Annotated in this window: 15 protein-coding genes; 3 read left to right on the forward strand and 12 right to left on the reverse strand. The window is 72.8% G+C overall.

Translation table 11 applies throughout. The features are described from left to right. Positions 1-160: 160 nt before the first annotated feature. Positions 161-1765 carry an ABC-F family ATP-binding cassette domain-containing protein gene (locus O7628_RS02190; protein ID WP_074474321.1) on the reverse strand — a complete coding sequence of 535 codons (1605 nt, stop codon included), beginning with the start codon at positions 1763-1765 and terminating at the stop codon, positions 161-163. A gap of 243 nt (positions 1766-2008) precedes the next feature. Here O7628_RS02190 and O7628_RS02195 point away from each other — a divergent pair, with 243 nt between their 5' ends. Next, positions 2009-2926 (forward strand): neutral zinc metallopeptidase, encoded by a 918-nt coding sequence (locus O7628_RS02195; RefSeq protein WP_278127941.1) that lies wholly within the window; start codon positions 2009-2011, stop codon positions 2924-2926. Positions 2927-3070: 144 nt separating this feature from the next. Then, positions 3071-4126, forward strand: a complete 1056-nt coding sequence (locus O7628_RS02200) for a polysaccharide deacetylase family protein (protein ID WP_074474322.1) — start codon at positions 3071-3073, stop codon at positions 4124-4126. Between the two features lie 121 nt (positions 4127-4247). Here the strand turns inward: O7628_RS02200 and O7628_RS02205 are convergent, their stop codons facing one another. From O7628_RS02205 to O7628_RS02250, 10 genes are all read right to left on the reverse strand, one after another. Then, complete coding sequence (locus tag O7628_RS02205) at positions 4248-4889, reverse strand: acVLRF1 family peptidyl-tRNA hydrolase (RefSeq protein ID WP_278127943.1); 642 nt, start codon at positions 4887-4889, stop codon at positions 4248-4250. Between the two features lie 184 nt (positions 4890-5073). Next, the gene (locus O7628_RS02210) at positions 5074-5697 is read right to left on the reverse strand and encodes a LysE family transporter (RefSeq protein ID WP_278127945.1); all 624 of its coding nucleotides are present in this window, start codon (positions 5695-5697) and stop codon (positions 5074-5076) included. Between the two features lie 463 nt (positions 5698-6160). Then, positions 6161-6604 carry a metal-sulfur cluster assembly factor gene (locus tag O7628_RS02215; RefSeq protein WP_074474325.1) on the reverse strand — a complete coding sequence of 148 codons (444 nt, stop codon included), beginning with the start codon at positions 6602-6604 and terminating at the stop codon, positions 6161-6163. After that, positions 6601-7074 (reverse strand): Fe-S cluster assembly sulfur transfer protein SufU, encoded by a 474-nt coding sequence (gene sufU / locus O7628_RS02220; RefSeq protein WP_074474326.1) that lies wholly within the window; start codon positions 7072-7074, stop codon positions 6601-6603. The genes O7628_RS02215 and sufU overlap by 4 nt, the downstream gene beginning before the upstream one ends. Next, positions 7074-8378, reverse strand: coding sequence for a cysteine desulfurase (locus tag O7628_RS02225; protein ID WP_074474327.1), 1305 nt, complete (start codon positions 8376-8378; stop codon positions 7074-7076). Before O7628_RS02225 ends, sufU begins: the two co-directional genes overlap by 1 nt. 6 nt (positions 8379-8384) lie before the next feature. Further along, entirely contained in the window at positions 8385-9158 is a 774-nt protein-coding gene (sufC, locus tag O7628_RS02230; RefSeq protein WP_074474328.1) for a Fe-S cluster assembly ATPase SufC, read from the reverse strand. Further along, positions 9158-9502, reverse strand: coding sequence for a non-heme iron oxygenase ferredoxin subunit (locus tag O7628_RS02235; RefSeq protein ID WP_074474329.1), 345 nt, complete (start codon positions 9500-9502; stop codon positions 9158-9160). The genes sufC and O7628_RS02235 overlap by 1 nt, the downstream gene beginning before the upstream one ends. Further along, positions 9502-10701 carry a Fe-S cluster assembly protein SufD gene (sufD, locus tag O7628_RS02240; RefSeq protein WP_278127951.1) on the reverse strand — a complete coding sequence of 400 codons (1200 nt, stop codon included), beginning with the start codon at positions 10699-10701 and terminating at the stop codon, positions 9502-9504. Before sufD ends, O7628_RS02235 begins: the two co-directional genes overlap by 1 nt. 49 nt (positions 10702-10750) lie before the next feature. Next, positions 10751-12181 (reverse strand): Fe-S cluster assembly protein SufB, encoded by a 1431-nt coding sequence (sufB, locus tag O7628_RS02245; RefSeq protein ID WP_278127953.1) that lies wholly within the window; start codon positions 12179-12181, stop codon positions 10751-10753. Further along, entirely contained in the window at positions 12178-12843 is a 666-nt protein-coding gene (locus O7628_RS02250) for an ArsR family transcriptional regulator (protein WP_278136184.1), read from the reverse strand. Before O7628_RS02250 ends, sufB begins: the two co-directional genes overlap by 4 nt. A 239-nt stretch (positions 12844-13082) precedes the next feature. Between O7628_RS02250 and O7628_RS02255 the strand changes: the two genes are divergently transcribed. Next, positions 13083-14033 (forward strand): COX15/CtaA family protein, encoded by a 951-nt coding sequence (locus O7628_RS02255; protein ID WP_278127955.1) that lies wholly within the window; start codon positions 13083-13085, stop codon positions 14031-14033. 114 nt (positions 14034-14147) lie between these two features. Here O7628_RS02255 and O7628_RS02260 read toward each other — a convergent pair whose 3' ends face one another. After that, positions 14148-15065 carry a hypothetical protein gene (locus tag O7628_RS02260; protein ID WP_278136185.1) on the reverse strand — a complete coding sequence of 306 codons (918 nt, stop codon included), beginning with the start codon at positions 15063-15065 and terminating at the stop codon, positions 14148-14150. Positions 15066-15069 lie beyond the last annotated feature (4 nt).

The following is a 15069-nucleotide window of genomic DNA, read 5'->3' on the forward strand; positions in this document are numbered from 1 at the left end:
ACACCGCAAAAGACGCGGAAATTCCCATTTCGCCCACTGCCCCCACGGTCGCCCGCCCGGGTCGCCGGCTTCCGGGGCGGCCCGCGGGTGGCCAGCGGCCGTGCCCGTTCGCGCCGACGGGCGTCCCGCCTCCCGGGCGGCAGCCGGGCCCGACGGCCGGTCAGGCCAGCTCGACCAGTTCGAGCAGGTCGTCGCTCCAGGCGTCCTCGTCGCCGTCGGGGAGCAGGATCGCCCGGTCCGGCTTGAGCGCCAGCACCGCGCCCGGGTCGTGGGTGACCAGGACGATCGCCCCCGGATAGCGGGCGATCGCGTCGAGCACCTGCTCCCGGCTGACCGGGTCGAGGTTGTTGGTCGGCTCGTCGAGCAGCAGCACGTTGGCGCCGGAGCAGACCAGGGTGGACAGGGCCAGCCGGGTCTTCTCGCCACCCGAGAGCACGCCGGCCGGCTTGTCGACGTCCTCGCCGGAGAAGAGGAACGCGCCGAGGATCTTGCGCAGCTCGGTGTCGGTCTGCTCGATCGCGGCGGCCCGCATGTTCTCCAGCACCGTCCGCTCCACGTCCAGGGTCTCGTGTTCCTGGGCGTAGTAGCCCAGCCGCAGCCCGTGCCCGGCGTGCACCTCGCCGGTGTCCGGCTCCAGCAGGCCGCCGAGCATCCGCAGCAGGGTGGTCTTACCCGCGCCGTTGAGGCCGAGGATGGCCACCCGGGACCCCCGGTCCACCGCCACGTTGACGTCGGTGAAGATCTCCAGCGACCCGTACGACTTGGACAGGCCGGTCGCCGTGAGCGGCGTCTTGCCGCACGGCGCCGGGTTCGGGAAGCGGACCTTGGCCACCTTGTCGGAGACCCGGACCTCCTCCAGCCCGGAGATCAGCTTCTCGGCCCGGCGGGCCATGTTCTGCGCGGCGACGGTCTTGGTGGCCTTGGCCCGCATCTTGTCGGCCTGGGCCATGAGCGCGCCGGCCTTCTTCTCGGCGTTGGCCCGCTCCCGGCGGCGGCGGCGCTCGTCGGTCTCCCGCGCCTCCAGGTACGCCTTCCAGCCCAGGTTGTAGACGTCGACCACCGAGCGGGTGGCGTCGAGGAACCAGACCTTGTTGACCACCGACTCCAGCAGCGAGCCGTCGTGGGAGATCACGATCAGCCCGCCCTTGTGGTTGGCGAGGAACCCGCGCAGCCAGGTGATCGAGTCGGCGTCGAGGTGGTTGGTGGGCTCGTCGAGCAGCAGGATGCCGCCGCCGTTCTCGCCCGCGTCGCGGAACAGGATCCGGGCCAGCTCGACGCGGCGGCGCTGGCCGCCGGAGAGGGTGCCGATGGTCTGGGCGAGGGCCCGGTCGGGCAGGCCGAGGTTGGCGCAGATGCGGGCGGCCTCGGCCTCGGCCGCGTACCCACCGAGGGCGGCGAACTGGTCTTCGAGCGCGCCGTAGCGGCGGACCAGCTTGTCGTCGGCGTTCTCGGCGAGCCGGGCCTCGACCTCCTTCATCTGGGCCATCAGCACGTCCAGCCCCCGGGCGGAGAGCACCCGGTCGCGGCCGGTGACCTCCAGGTCGCCCGTGCGCGGGTCCTGCGGGAGGTAGCCGATGGCGCTGCGCCGGTCGATCTGCCCGGCGTAGGGCTGCCCCTCCCCCGCGAGCACCTTCAGCGTGGTGGTCTTGCCGGCGCCGTTGCGGCCGACCAGGCCGATGCGGTCGCCCGGCTGCACCCGCAGCGTGGTGTCGGACAGCAGGATCCGGGCGCCGGCGCGCAGCTCCAGGCCGGTGGCAGTGATCATGTCAAGGACTCGCTCTCGGGGTCTGGAAGGGCTGACTCAGGGCACGCGAAAGCGCCGGCGGGTCGATGTTCCCGTCGGCGCGGGGCGGTTCAGCCTTCGCAGCGCAGCACGGGGCAAGTGTACCGGGCCGCCCGATGTGCGTTGCCCGGATTACCGGTCAAGATCATCGGGTACGGAGGCGTCGTCCGGACCCGGTCCGGCACCGCAACCACCACACGTGACGAATCGGTGATCGGGGTCAACATGGAGCTGAACGAGAACGCGCGGATCGACACCAGCCAGGTGGACGACCGGCGGGGGTCCGGCGGGGGCGGTGGGCTGGGCGGGATCCCGATCCCGATCGGCGGCGGACGCGGCGGCATCGTCGGCATCGTCGTCGCCGTGCTGGTCGCCCTCGTCGGCGGCGGGTTCGGCCTGAACGCGGCCTTCGACGGCGGCGGGTCCGGGCAGGGCGACAACACCTCGCTGGAGCAGAAGTGCTCCGCCGACGACGCCCTCAAGCAGCTCGACTGCCGCAACACCCTGTACGTCAACTCGATCCAGGCATACTGGCGCACGGCGCTGCCGGAGACCTTCGGCGAGCAGTACCAGCCGTCGAAGACCGTCTTCTTCAGCCAGGGCGTCAACACCGCCTGCGGCCAGGCCGACTCCGGCGTCGGCCCGTTCTACTGCCCGGCCGACGACCTGGTCTACATCGACCTGACCTTCTACAACCTGCTCGCCGACCAGCTCGGGGCGCAGGGCGAGTTCGCCCAGCCGTACGTGCTCGCCCACGAGTACGGCCACCACGTGCAGGACCTGCTCGGCACCGAGGCGCAGATGCGCCGCCAGCAGCAGCGCGACCCGGGCAACGCCAACGCGCTGTCGGTGAAGCTGGAGCTCCAGGCCGACTGCTACGCGGGCGCGTGGGCCAAGAACGCCACCGGCACCGCCGACGAGCAGGGCCAGAAGATCTTCAAGAGCATCTCGGAGCAGGACATCCAGCAGGCCATCGACACCGCCGAGAAGATCGGCGACGACGCCATCCAGCAGCGCTCGGGCCGCCCGGTCAACCCGGACGAGTTCACCCACGGCACCTCCGAGCAGCGCCGGCAGTGGTTCACCAAGGGGTACGAGACCGGCGACCCGAAGCAGTGCGACACCTTCGGCAGCGGCGCCTGACCCATTCGAAAAGTTTCCGAAAACTTCCGGAATTCGTTGACCGGCTCGAAATGCCGCTGCAATACTCCGAGCCACCACGACATCCATCCATGGCTGTTGATGTCGGGCATCGTCGAACGTCACCGTCCCCGGGAGGACCTGCGCATGTTCGCCAGCATCAGCGGCCCCCGCCGCCCGTCCCCACCCCGAGCAGCACGCCACGCCCGCCGACTGGCGGTGCTCGCCACCGCCGCCGTGGCGCTCGCAGCGACCGGTCTCGCGGTCGCCGCCACCCCGTCCAGCGCCGCAGCCTGCAACGGCTACGTCGGCCTCACCTTCGACGACGGGCCGACCGGCAGCACCGGTGCCCTGCTGTCCGTGCTCCGGGCCAACAACGTCCGGGCCACCATGTTCAACGTCGGGCAGAACGTGCAGGGCAACCCGTCCGCCGCACGGGCCCAGGTCGACGCCGGCATGTGGGTCGCCAACCACAGCTGGAACCACGCGCACATGACGTCGATGAGCCAGAGCCAGATGCAGTCGGACCTCTCGCAGACCAACTCGGCGATCCAGTCGGCGACCGGCGTCCGGCCCCAACTGTTCCGCCCGCCCTACGGGGAGACCAACTCGACCCTCCAGTCGGTCGCCTCGTCGCTCGGCCTGCGCCAGGTGATCTGGGACGTCGACTCCCAGGACTGGAACGGTGCCAGCGTCAGCCAGATCGTCTCCAACGCCAGCCGGCTCCAGGCCGGCCAGGTGATCCTGATGCACGACGGCATCCAGAACACCCGCGACGCGATCCCGCAGATCATGGCCAACCTGAACAGCCGCGGCCTCTGCCCGGGCATGATCTCCCCGAGCACCGGCCGGGCGGTGGCCCCGGACGGCACCCCGCCGCCGACCACCGCGCCGCCCACCGGGTCCCCGACCACCCCGCCCCCGGGCGGCGGATGCACCGCGACGGCGACGTTCCCCAACGTCTGGGGCGACCGGTACAACACCTCGGTGACGGTCCAGGGGGCCAGCACCTGGACGGTGGTCGTGGCGGTGACCGCGCCGCAGCGCATCAGCACCACCTGGAACGGCACCCCCAGCTGGGACAGCACCGGCTACGTGATGACGATGCGCTCCAACGGCAGCGGCAACACCTTCGGCTTCACCACGATGACGAACGGCAACAGCAGCGCCCGGCCCCAGATCCGGTCCTGCACCGCCGGTTGACCCCGCGGCTCCCCGCCCGGGCCGGTCACGGTGGACCGGGCGGGGAGCCCTTTCCGCGCCGAGACCAGCCGGATTGCAGGGGCCCCTTCCTATACCGAAAGCGTTAACAGGGTGCCCTTCCTTACCCCCGGACCAGGATCCGGACGGCGCGGGCGGCGGCGACCGCGTCGACCAGCACCGCGAGGCGGGGCTCGGGGACGTCGAGGAGGCGGTCGGCGCGCCGCTCGGCGAGCGGGGCGAGCCGCCGGTCGGCCAGCACCGTGTCCACCGCCCGCCGGTCCCCACCGCAGACCACGGCGGCGAGGTGCGCGGCCTCGGGCAGCAGCAGCCGCACGGCCAGCTCGGCCGCGTCGCCGAGGGCCGCCTTCGCCTGGTTGTCCCGCCGCCGGGCGAACCGCTGCTGGGACCACCCGCCGGCGGCGGTGCGGCCCTGCACGTAGCGGGTGTCCACCTTCGACACGACCAGCTTCTCCCCCTCGGCGACGCCGACGGCCACCGCGCCCTTGCGGGCGAGCAGCAGACCGATCCGGCGCGGCGCGCGGGCGGCGGCCACGAAGGCGGGCACGTCGGCCCCGGGCGGCGCGCCCGGCGGGGCGTGCAGCGCGGCGGTGGCCCCGTCCGGGGCGGTGAGCAGCAGGCCGTACTCCTGCGTCGTCTCGGTGGGCGGGCCGTGCCGGTCGGCGAAGCCGTCGACCCAGCGGTCGACGCGGGCCGGCGTCACCTCGACCCAGCGCCCGCCGCCGGCCGCCGGTCTGCTGCTCATGGCCCCGAACCTACGGCACCGGCGACCGGCCGGCCGCCCCGCCCGCCCCGGACCTTGGACGGTTGTTGTCTCCTGGGCGGAACGACAACGTTCCAAGGTCCGCAGCACCAGGCCGGCGCAGCCGACGCAACCGGCGGGGACGCGGCGCGACGGCGGGGACGCGGCACAACCGGCGGTCAGCCGGTCAGCCGGTCAGCAGGACGGCGACGGCCAGCGCGGCGATGATCGCGCTGGACACCAGGCCGGTGATCCGGCGACCGCGCGGGCCGGCGAGGGCCCGGCCGACCATGCTGCCCCCGCCGGCGACCAGCAGCTGCCAGCTCGCCGAGGCGAGGAAGGCGCCGGCCACGAAGGCGACCGCCGCCGCCGGGCCGACCCGGTGGCCGTCGTTGCGGGCGAGCACGAGCGCGGCGAAGTAGACGACGGTCGCCGGGTTGAGCATGGTCAGCGCCAGCAGGCCGGCGAAGGCCCGACCGGGGCTCTCCAGGCCACGCCGCCGACCCGCCGCACGCACCGGAGCGGGATGCCACGCCTGCCACGCGCCCCGCACCGCCAGGGCGAACAGCACCGCCGCCGCCACCAGCCGCAGCGGCCCGGCGACCGGGGCGACCAGGCCGGCGACCGCCGCCCCGCCCAGGGTGGCCACGGCCGCGTAGACGCCGTCGGCGGTGGCCACCCCGAGGGCGGCGGCGGCGCCGACCCGGAACGAGGTCCGCGCGCTGAGCCCCATGATCAGCACGGCGATCGCGCCGACGGGCACGGCGACGCCGTAGCCGGCCGCGAGACCGGCCAGGAACGCCCCCGTCACGACGGGCGGGGCGCGACCGTGGCGGCCGGCGGCACCGCCCGCTGTCGCCAGGCGGCCACGGCCGTCGGGGCAGGGGCGGGCATCATCCGGCACGTCTTGATCACCCGCCCATGGTGCGCCCCGACCGCTTGCCTGACCAGCGGATTATCGCGGGCCGAGAGGGCCCGGTCGCGCTCGATCCTGGATCGAGTGGCCTCGGGCGCGATCGCAGACCACTCGATCCGCGATCGAGCACGATCTTGGGGAAGCCACGGCCGAGCGCGGCCAGGCACGGCCGAGCGCGGCCAAGCGCGCCCGAAAGCGGCCAGGCACGGCCGAGCGCGGCCAAGCGCGCCCGAAAGCGGCCAGGCACGGCCGAGCGCGGCACCCGGGAACGGATGCCGCGCTCGACGGAAGCCCGCAGGGCCACGCTCGACGGAACCCGCTCCACGGGAATCCGGGGGAACGCCCTCGACGGGAGGTGTCAGACGTTGAAACCGAGGGAGCGGAGCTGGTCGCGCCCCTCGTCGGTGATCTTGTCAGGGCCCCACGGCGGCAGCCAGACCCAGTTGATCCGGATGTCGTTCACCAGCCCGCCGCCGGGGCCGGTGGTCAGCGCCTGCCGGGCCTGGTCCTCGATCACGTCGGTCAGCGGGCAGGCCGCCGAGGTCAGCGTCATGTCCAGGGTGGCCACGTTGTCGTCGTCCACGTGCACGCCGTAGACCAGGCCGAGGTCGACCACGTTGATGCCCAGCTCGGGGTCGACGACGTCCTTCATCGCCTCCTCGACGTCGGCGACGGCGGCCTTCCCGCCGGCGGCGGGGGCGGCCTCGGCGGCCGGCGGGGCGGTGCCCCCGGCGGCCGGGACCGCGGCGTCGGTCGCCACCGCGCCGTCCTGCGGCGCGCCGGCGGTCTGGTCAGAACTCATGCCTTCACCTCCGGGCTCGCGCCCACCCCGGCGCGTGCCGCGGCGTCCTTGAACGCCATCCACGGCAGCAGCGCGCACTTGACCCGGGCGGGGTAGCGCGCGACACCCGCGAACGCCACCCCGTCACCGAGCACGTCCTCGTCCGGCGTGACCTGGCCACGGCCGGACATCAACTCGACGAACGCCTCGTGCACGGCGAACGCCTCCCCCGCCTCCCGGCCGCGCAGCAGCTCGTGCAGCACGCTCGCCGACGCCTGGCTGATCGAACAGCCCATGCCGTCGTACGAGACGTCGTGCAGCACGACGCCGTCGGTGGCGACCCGGACGGTCACCTCGTCGCCGCAGGTCGGGTTGACGTGGTGCGCCTCGGCGACCCGGTCGGCCGGGTCGTCGGCGTCGCGCAGGCCACGACCGTGGGGGCGCTTGTAGTGGTCCAGGATGATCTCCTGGTAGAGCTGGTCGAGCTGCATCAGTCGAACACCTTCCGCACCTGTTCCAGGCCACCCACCAGGGCGTCGATCTCGCCCGTGGTGGTGTAGAGGTAGAACGAGGCCCGCGTCATGGCCGGCACGCCGAACCGGGTGCACACCGGCTTGGCGCAGTGGTGCCCGACGCGCACCTGCACGCCGAGCGAGTCGAGCACCTGCCCCACGTCGTGCGGGTGGATGTCGCCGAGCGCGAACGAGATCGTCCCGCCCCGGCCCACCGGCACGGTCGGCCCGAAGATCCGCAGGCCGGGCACGGTGGCGAGGGCGTCCAGCGCGTACGCCGTCAGCTCCTTCTCGTGCCACTGGACGGCCCGCATGTCGAGGCCGGTCAGGTAGTCCACCGCCGCGCCGAGCGCCACCGCCTCGGCGATCGGCGGGGTGCCCGCCTCGAACCGGGCCGGCGGCGCGGCGAACGTCGACCGGGCCATGGTGACCGTTTCGATCATCGAGCCGCCGCCCATGACCGGGGGCATGGCCGCCAGCAGCTCGCCCCGGCCCCACAGCACCCCGATGCCGGTCGGGCCGCACATCTTGTGCCCGGTGAAGACGACGAAGTCGGCGTCGAGGTCGACCACGTCGATGGGCAGGTGCGGCACGGACTGCGAGCAGTCCAGCAGCAGCAGCGCGCCGACCTCGCGGACCCGGGCGGTGATCCGGGCGGTGGCGTTGACGGTGCCGAGGATGTTCGACATGTGCACCAGCGAGACGATCTTCGTCCGTTCGGTGACCAGGTCGTCCAGGCCGGACTCGTCGAGCCGGCCGGCGTCGGTGACCGGGAACCAGCGCAGGGTCGCGCCGGTGCGCTCCGCGAGGAGCTGCCACGGGACGATGTTGGAGTGGTGCTCCATCTCGGAGATCACGATCTCGTCGCCGGGGCCCAGCCGGAACCGGGGGTCGGCGTCGGCGCGCAGCGAGGCGTTCGAGAACGCGTACGCGACGAGGTTGATCGCCTCGGTCGAGTTCTTGGTGAACACCACCTCGTCCACGCTGGGCGCGTTGACGAACCGGGCGATCTTGGCCCGGGCCCCCTCGTACGCCTCGGTCGCCTCGGTGCCCAGGGTGTGCACCGAGCGCGACACGTTGGCGTTGTGCCGCGCGTAGTGCTCGGCGAGCACGTCGAGCACCTGCCGCGGCTTGTGCGAGGTGTTCGCGCTGTCGAGGTAGACCAGCGGGTGCCCGTTGACCTCCCGGTCGAGGATCGGGAAGTCGGCGCGCACCGCCGCCACGTCGAAGCGCGGCACGTCGTCGAACTGCGGCATGCCGGCCGGGATGGTCAGGGAGGACATCGTCGGTCAGGCCCGCGCCGCGCCGGCCCCGGCGACGTACCGCTCGTAGCCCTCGTCCTCGAGCTTGTCGGCCAGCTCCGGGCCGCCCTGCTCGACGATCCGGCCGGCGACGAAGACGTGCACGAAGTCGGGCTTGATGTAGCGCAGGATGCGGGTGTAGTGGGTGATCAGCAGCAGGCCGGTGTCCCCGGTGTCGCGGACCCGGTTGACCCCCTCGCTGACCACGCGCAGCGCGTCGACGTCGAGGCCGGAGTCGGTCTCGTCGAGGATCGCCACCTTCGGCTTGAGCAGCTCCAGCTGCACGATCTCGTGCCGCTTCTTCTCGCCGCCGGAGAAGCCCTCGTTGACGTTGCGCTGGGCGAAGGCCGGGTCCATCTGGAGGCGCTGCATCGCGCCGCGCAGCTCGCCGCCCCAGGTGCGCAGCTTCGGCGCCTCGCCGTCGATCGCGGTCTTGGCGGTACGCAGGAAGTTGGCCACCGACACGCCGGGCACCTCGACCGGGTACTGCATGGCCAGGAAGAGGCCGGCGCGGGCCCGCTCGTCGACGGACATGGCCAGCACGTCGACGCCGTCGAGGGTCACCGAGCCGCCGGTGATCTCGTACTTCGGGTGGCCGGCGATCGAGTAGGCCAGGGTGGACTTGCCGGAGCCGTTGGGGCCCATGATCGCGTGGGTCTCCCCCGACCGCACGGTCAGGTCGACGCCGGACAGGATCGGCTTGAGCTCACCCTCGGGCAGCTTGACCGACACCTTCAGGTCGCGGATCTCCAGGGTGCTCATTATCGGGTCACTCCATTGCTCGGCGTCGGGCGGCCGTCGGCGCCCACGGGAAGGTAGATGTCGCCGTCGCGGACCTCGACGGCGTAGACGGGAACGGGCTCGGTGGCGGGCAGCCCGGTGGGCTCGCCCGTGCGCAGGTCGAACCGGGAGCCGTGCAGCCAGCACTCCAGCGTGCAGCCCTCGACCTCGCCCTCGGAGAGGGCCACGGCGGCGTGCGAGCACTCGTCGTAGGCGGCATAGAACTCGCCGTCGGTGCCGTGCACCAGCGCGATCGGGGTGCCGTCGACGTCGGCGCTGACCACGGTGCCCTCCGGCACGTCGTCGGCCGCGCAGATCCTGATCATCAGGACCCCGCCTTCGCAGCGACGTCTTCGCTCGCGAGTGCGGGGCTCGCAAGCTCAATCCTCCCGCTCGCCAGCCGGGCCTCGATGGCGTCGCCGAGCCGGTCGCGCAGCTCCTCGACGGGGATCTTGTTGATCATCTCGGCGAAGAAGCCGCGGACCACGAGGCGGCGGGCCTCGCTCTCCGGGATGCCGCGCGCCATCAGGTAGAACAGCTGCTCGTCGTCGAACCGGCCGGTCGCGCTCGCGTGCCCGGCACCGGCGATCTCGCCCGTCTCGATCTCCAGGTTGGGCACCGAGTCGGCCCGGGCGCCGTCGCTGAGCAGCAGGTTGCGGTTGATCTCGTACGTCTCGGTGCCGGTCGCCCCGGCGCCGATCAGCACGTCGCCCACCCAGACGGTGTGCGCGTCGGCGCCCTGCAACGCGCCCCGGTAGCCGACGTAGCTGCGGCAGTCGGGCACGTTGTGGTCGACGAGCTGGCGGTGCTCCAGGTGCTGACCGCCGTCGGCGAAGTAGAGCCCGTACAGCTCGGCCTCGCCGCCCCGGCCCGTGTACTCCACCGAGGTGTACTGCCGGACCAGGTCGCCGCCGAGGGTGACCTGCACGTGCACGGCCTTGGCGTCCCGGCCCAGCCGGATCTTCAGGTGCTGGGCCTGCACGGCGTCGGCGGCCCAGTCGGCCACGGTGACCAGGGTCAGCTTCGCGCCGTCGGCCACCGACACCTCGACGTTGTCGGCCAGCGTGGCCGAGCCGGCGTGCTCCAGCACCAGGGTCACCTCGGCGAACCGGCCCACCTCGACGAAGGTGTGCCCGAACGCGAGCCCCTCGGCGGAGTCGCCGACCACCCGCAGGCGCACCGGCTCGGCGACGACCGCCTCGCGGGCCACCTCGACCAGCAACGCCTGCCCGGCACCGCCGTACGCCAGGGCGCTGACCCGGTCGACCGGGGTGAGCACGCTGCCCACCCGGGGGTCGTCGGCGCCGGCCCGGGACACGGTGACCCCGGCCGGCAGGTCGCCGTGCTCGTGCCGGACGACGCCGGTGGCGGCCTGCGCGTCGCCGTCGACGAGGCCGCGCAGGCGCTTGAGCGGGGTGAAGCGCCACTCCTCCTCCAGGCCCGTGAGGGCCGGGAAGTCGGCGACGTCGTACGAGCGGAGCGCCTGCGACTTGGTGCTGGGCGGCGCGGAAGCCTGGGTAGTCATCTCTTCCTTGGTCTGTGCTGAGGCGACGGTGTCTGGCTGGGCGGCGGCGTCAGCCGACCGCGCCCTCCATCTGGAGCTCGATCAGGCGGTTGAGCTCCAGGGCGTACTCCATCGGGAGTTCCTTGGCGATCGGCTCGATGAAGCCACGGACGATCATCGCCATCGCCTCGTCCTCGCTCAGGCCCCGGCTCATCAGGTAGAAGAGCTGGTCGTCGCTGATCTTGGAGACGGTCGCCTCGTGCCCCATCGACACGTCGTCCTCGCGGATGTCGACGTACGGGTAGGTGTCGGAGCGGGAGATGGTGTCGACCAGCAGCGCGTCGCACTTGACCGTGCTGCGGCTGCTGTGCGAGCCCTCCAGCACCTGCACCAGGCCCCGGTAGGACGTGCGGCCGCCGCCCCGGGCGATCGACTTCGACACGATGGTCGAGGAGGTGTGCGGGGCGGCGTGCACCATCTTCGCGCCCGCGTCCTGGTGCTGGCCCTCGCCGGCCATGGCCACCGAGAGCACCTCGCCCTTGGCGTGCTCGCCGGTCATGTAGACCGCCGGGTACTTCATGGTGACCTTGGAGCCGATGTTGCCGTCGACCCACTCCATCGTCGCGCCCTCGTGGCACACGGCGCGCTTGGTGACCAGGTTGTAGACGTTGTTCGACCAGTTCTGGATGGTCGTGTAGCGGCAGCGCGCGTTCTTCTTGACGATGATCTCGACGACCGCGCTGTGCAGCGAGTCGGACGAGTAGAGCGGCGCGGTGCAGCCCTCGACGTAGTGCACGTACGCGCCCTCGTCGACGATGATCAGGGTCCGCTCGAACTGGCCCATGTTCTCGGTGTTGATCCGGAAGTACGCCTGCAGCGGGATCTCCACGTGCACGCCCTTCGGCACGTAGATGAACGAGCCGCCGGACCACACGGACGTGTTCAGCGCGGCGAACTTGTTGTCGCCGACCGGGATCACGGTGCCGAAGTATTCCTTGAAGATGTCCTCGTGCTCCTTGAGGGCGGTGTCGGTGTCGAGGAAGACGACGCCCTGCTCCTCCAGGTCCTCGCGGATCTTGTGGTAGACGACCTCGGACTCGTACTGCGCCGCGACGCCGGCGACCAGCCGCTGCTTCTCCGCCTCGGGGATGCCCAGCCGGTCGTAGGTGTTCTTGATGTCCTCGGGCAGGTCCTCCCAGCTGGTGGCCTGCTTCTCCGTGGAGCGGACGAAGTACTTGATGTTGTCGAAGTCGATCCCGGTGAGGTCGGCCCCCCACGCCGGCATCGGCTTGCGGCCGAACAGCCGCAGGCCCTTCAGGCGCAGGTCGAGCATCCAGGCGGGCTCGTTCTTCTTCGCCGAGATGTCCCGCACCACCGCCTCGCTGAGGCCGCGCTGGGCGGAGGCCCCGGCGACGTCGGGGTCGGCCCAGCCGTACTCGTAGCGACCGAGGGCGGCGAGCTGCTCCTCCTGGGTCAGGGGCTGAACGATCTGCTCGGTCATCTATCTGTCCTCACAGTGGTGACGGTGTTACGGGACTGCGCGGGGATGTGCGTGGTGCACACCCCGTCGCCGTGCGCGATGGTGGCGAGGCGCTGCACGTGGGTGCCGACCAGACGGGAGATGACCGCCGTCTCGGCCTCGCACAGCTGGGGGAACTCGGCGGCCACGTGTGCCACCGGGCAGTGGTGCTGGCAGAGCTGGCCGCCGGAGGCGATCGTGGACGCGTTGGCAGCGTAGCCCTCGGCGGTCAGCGCCCCGGCGAGCGCCTCGGCCCGCGCCAGGGGATCGTCGCCGGCGTCCTCCATGGCGGCGCGACAGCGGTCCTCCAGGGCGGCGACCTGCTCGGCGGCGAACGCCTCCACCGCGGTCGAGCCGCCGTTGCGGGAGATCCAGCGCAGCGCGGCGGTGGCGATGTTGTCGTAGTGGTGGGTGCCGCAGCGGCCCCGGGCCGCGTCGGTCAGCACGAAGACCTTCGCCGGGCGACCCCGCCCCCGGCTGCCCCGGACGGTCTGCTCGCGGGCGAGCACGTCGCCGTCGGCGAGCATCGCGTCGAGGTGCCGGCGGATCGCGGCCGGGCTCAGGCCCAGCACCGAGCCGAGCTGCCCGGCGGTGGTCGCCCCGCGCTCCAGCAGGAGCTGGGTGACCCGGTCCCGGGTCGACAGGTCGGCCGCGGCGGAACCGGGCGAACCGGACGCGGGCGCGGCGGGCGCCGGGCGGGCGGACGCGGACGCACCGGCGACCGGACCGGTCGCCGGCTGCCCGGAGAGCGCCGCCGCGTTTTTCACAACGCCCACGTTACGTAATTCGCCGGGGGGCCGCAAACCGGGGTGCCGGTGATCCGAGCCACCGGAGCGTCGGAGTCACCCGGTCGGGTTCCACTACGGTGCGTAGGATTCGCTCCGTGAAGCGATCCGTCCGGTTCCCGGTCTCCGCCACCCTGCTGCGCCGCCTCGCGCTCGCCTCGATCATCGCGAACGTGGCCATCGTGGTCACCGGCGGGGCGGTCCGGCTGACCGCCTCCGGCCTCGGCTGCCCCACCTGGCCCCGGTGCACCGACGCGTCGTACACGACGACGCAGGAGATGGGCGTGCACGGGGTGATCGAGTTCGGCAACCGGCTGCTCACCTTCGCCGTGGGCCTCATCGCCCTCGCGGTGGTGGTGGGGGTGCTGCTGCACGGCGCACGGCGGCGGGAGCTGCTGCCGCTCGCGGTGGCGGTGCTGTTCGGCATCCCGTTGCAGGCGGTGATCGGTGGGATCACCGTGCTGACCAACCTCAACCCGTGGGTGGTGGGGCTGCACTTCCTCGCCTCGATGGTGGTGATCGCGGCCGCGTACGCGCTCTGGCGGCGCGTCGGCGAGCCGGACGGCCCCGCGACGCCCACCGTGCCGGGGCCGCTGCGCACGCTGGCGCTGGTCACCACCGTCGTGAGCGCCGCGGTGCTGGTGATCGGCACCTGGGTCACCGGCAGCGGCCCGCACGCGGGCGACCACGGCGCGGCCCGCAACGGCCTCGACCCGGAGGCGATCTCGCAGGTGCACGCCGACGGGGTGTTCCTGCTGGTCGGGCTGTCCGTGGCGCTGGTCTTCGCGTTCCGCGCGGTCGGCGCGCGCCGGGCGGAACGCGCCGCCGTCGTGCTGGTCGCCGTGGAGCTGGGGCAGGGCGTGATCGGCTTCGTGCAGTACTTCACCCACCTGCCCGCCGTGCTGGTCGGCGCGCACATGCTCGGCTCGTGCCTGGTCCTGCTGGCCACCCTCGCCGTGCAGTGGTCGACCCGGGAGCGCCGGCCGGTCCAGGCGGACCGGGCGGCCGCGACGCCGCCGGCCGAGGCCCCCGCCCCGATCCACGCCTGAAACCCCCACCTCTCCCCTACGGCCCTCCCACCCCGGCGATCTTGCAGTTGAGGCCCCGACGAAAGGGGCATCGCGCCCAGATCCGGGGCCGAAAGTGCAAGATCGCCGGGGCGGTCAGGGGCGGGCGAGGTGGGTGACGACGGCGTCGGCGAGCCGCTCGGGGGCCCCGTCGGCGTACCCGAGGAACAGCGACGGCTCGGTCAGCTCCAGCTCGACCAGGACGGGCGCACCGTCCGGGCCGGGGATCAGGTCCACCCGGGCGTAGAGCAGCCGCCGCGTGCCGCCGGGGACCGCCGCGAGCACCCGCTCGGCGACGGCGAGCTGCGCGGGGGTGGCCGTGCGGGGGGTGATCTCCTCGGCCTTGTAGAGCCCGTCGGGGCCGAGGTCGGGGCCGGTGAGCATCGGGCCCTTGCGGATCGCGTGGCTGAAGACGAGCCCGTCGGGGCCGGCGAGGAACAGTAGGGCCGTCTCCCCGGCGGTGTCCACCGCCGCGAGGTACGGCTGGACCATGGCGACCCGACCCGCGTCCGACAGGCGGCGCAGGTGGGCCAGGGCCAGCTCGCGGTGCTCCGGGTCGGCGAGGTCGTAGCGGCCGGTGTCCTGGCTGCCGGCGCTGACCGCCGGCTTGATCACGTACTCGCCGCCGGTGGCGGGCGGAGTCCAGGGCTGCCCCGGGGTCACCCAGCCGGTCGGCACCGTGGGCACGTGGGCCGCCGCCAGCTCGTCGAGGTAGCGCTTGTCGGTGTTCCAGCGCACCACGTCGGCGGGGTTGACCAGCCGGGGCACGGTGTCGGCCCAGGCGACGAACTCGTCGCGGCGCAGCGCGTAGTCCCACGGCGAGCGGAGCACGACCAGGTCGTACGCGGCCCAGTCGACCGCCGGGTCGTCCCAGGCGGCGACGGTGGCCGCGATCCCCCGGGCGGCCAGCGGGGCCAGCAGCAGCCGGTCGTCGGGCTCCAGGTCGGGCAGGTCGGCGCAGGTGACGAGGGCGACCCGGGGTTCCCCCCGGGTCGGCTGGTGGTGGTCGGTCAAGTTG

The organism is Micromonospora sp. WMMD956 (genome assembly GCF_029626125.1).
In the GTDB taxonomy this organism is placed as follows: Bacteria; Actinomycetota; Actinomycetes; order Mycobacteriales; family Micromonosporaceae; genus Micromonospora; species Micromonospora carbonacea.

What these genes read in the sequence shown, in the direction of transcription:
- sufC (WP_074474328.1), bottom strand. Translation starts at nt 9,158, where the DNA reads ATGAGCACCCTGGAGATCCGCGACCTGAAGGTGTCGGTCAAGCTGCCC.
- O7628_RS02190 (WP_074474321.1), bottom strand. Translation starts at nt 1,765, where the DNA reads ATGATCACTGCCACCGGCCTGGAGCTGCGCGCCGGCGCCCGGATCCTG.
- O7628_RS02200 (WP_074474322.1), top strand. Translation starts at nt 3,071, where the DNA reads ATGTTCGCCAGCATCAGCGGCCCCCGCCGCCCGTCCCCACCCCGAGCA.
- O7628_RS02225 (WP_074474327.1), bottom strand. Translation starts at nt 8,378, where the DNA reads ATGTCCTCCCTGACCATCCCGGCCGGCATGCCGCAGTTCGACGACGTG.
- O7628_RS02195 (WP_278127941.1), top strand. Translation starts at nt 2,009, where the DNA reads ATGGAGCTGAACGAGAACGCGCGGATCGACACCAGCCAGGTGGACGAC.
- O7628_RS02205 (WP_278127943.1), bottom strand. Translation starts at nt 4,889, where the DNA reads ATGAGCAGCAGACCGGCGGCCGGCGGCGGGCGCTGGGTCGAGGTGACG.
- O7628_RS02215 (WP_074474325.1), bottom strand. Translation starts at nt 6,604, where the DNA reads ATGAGTTCTGACCAGACCGCCGGCGCGCCGCAGGACGGCGCGGTGGCG.
- sufB (WP_278127953.1), bottom strand. Translation starts at nt 12,181, where the DNA reads ATGACCGAGCAGATCGTTCAGCCCCTGACCCAGGAGGAGCAGCTCGCC.
- sufU (WP_074474326.1), bottom strand. Translation starts at nt 7,074, where the DNA reads ATGCAGCTCGACCAGCTCTACCAGGAGATCATCCTGGACCACTACAAG.
- O7628_RS02235 (WP_074474329.1), bottom strand. Translation starts at nt 9,502, where the DNA reads ATGATCAGGATCTGCGCGGCCGACGACGTGCCGGAGGGCACCGTGGTC.
- sufD (WP_278127951.1), bottom strand. Translation starts at nt 10,701, where the DNA reads ATGACTACCCAGGCTTCCGCGCCGCCCAGCACCAAGTCGCAGGCGCTC.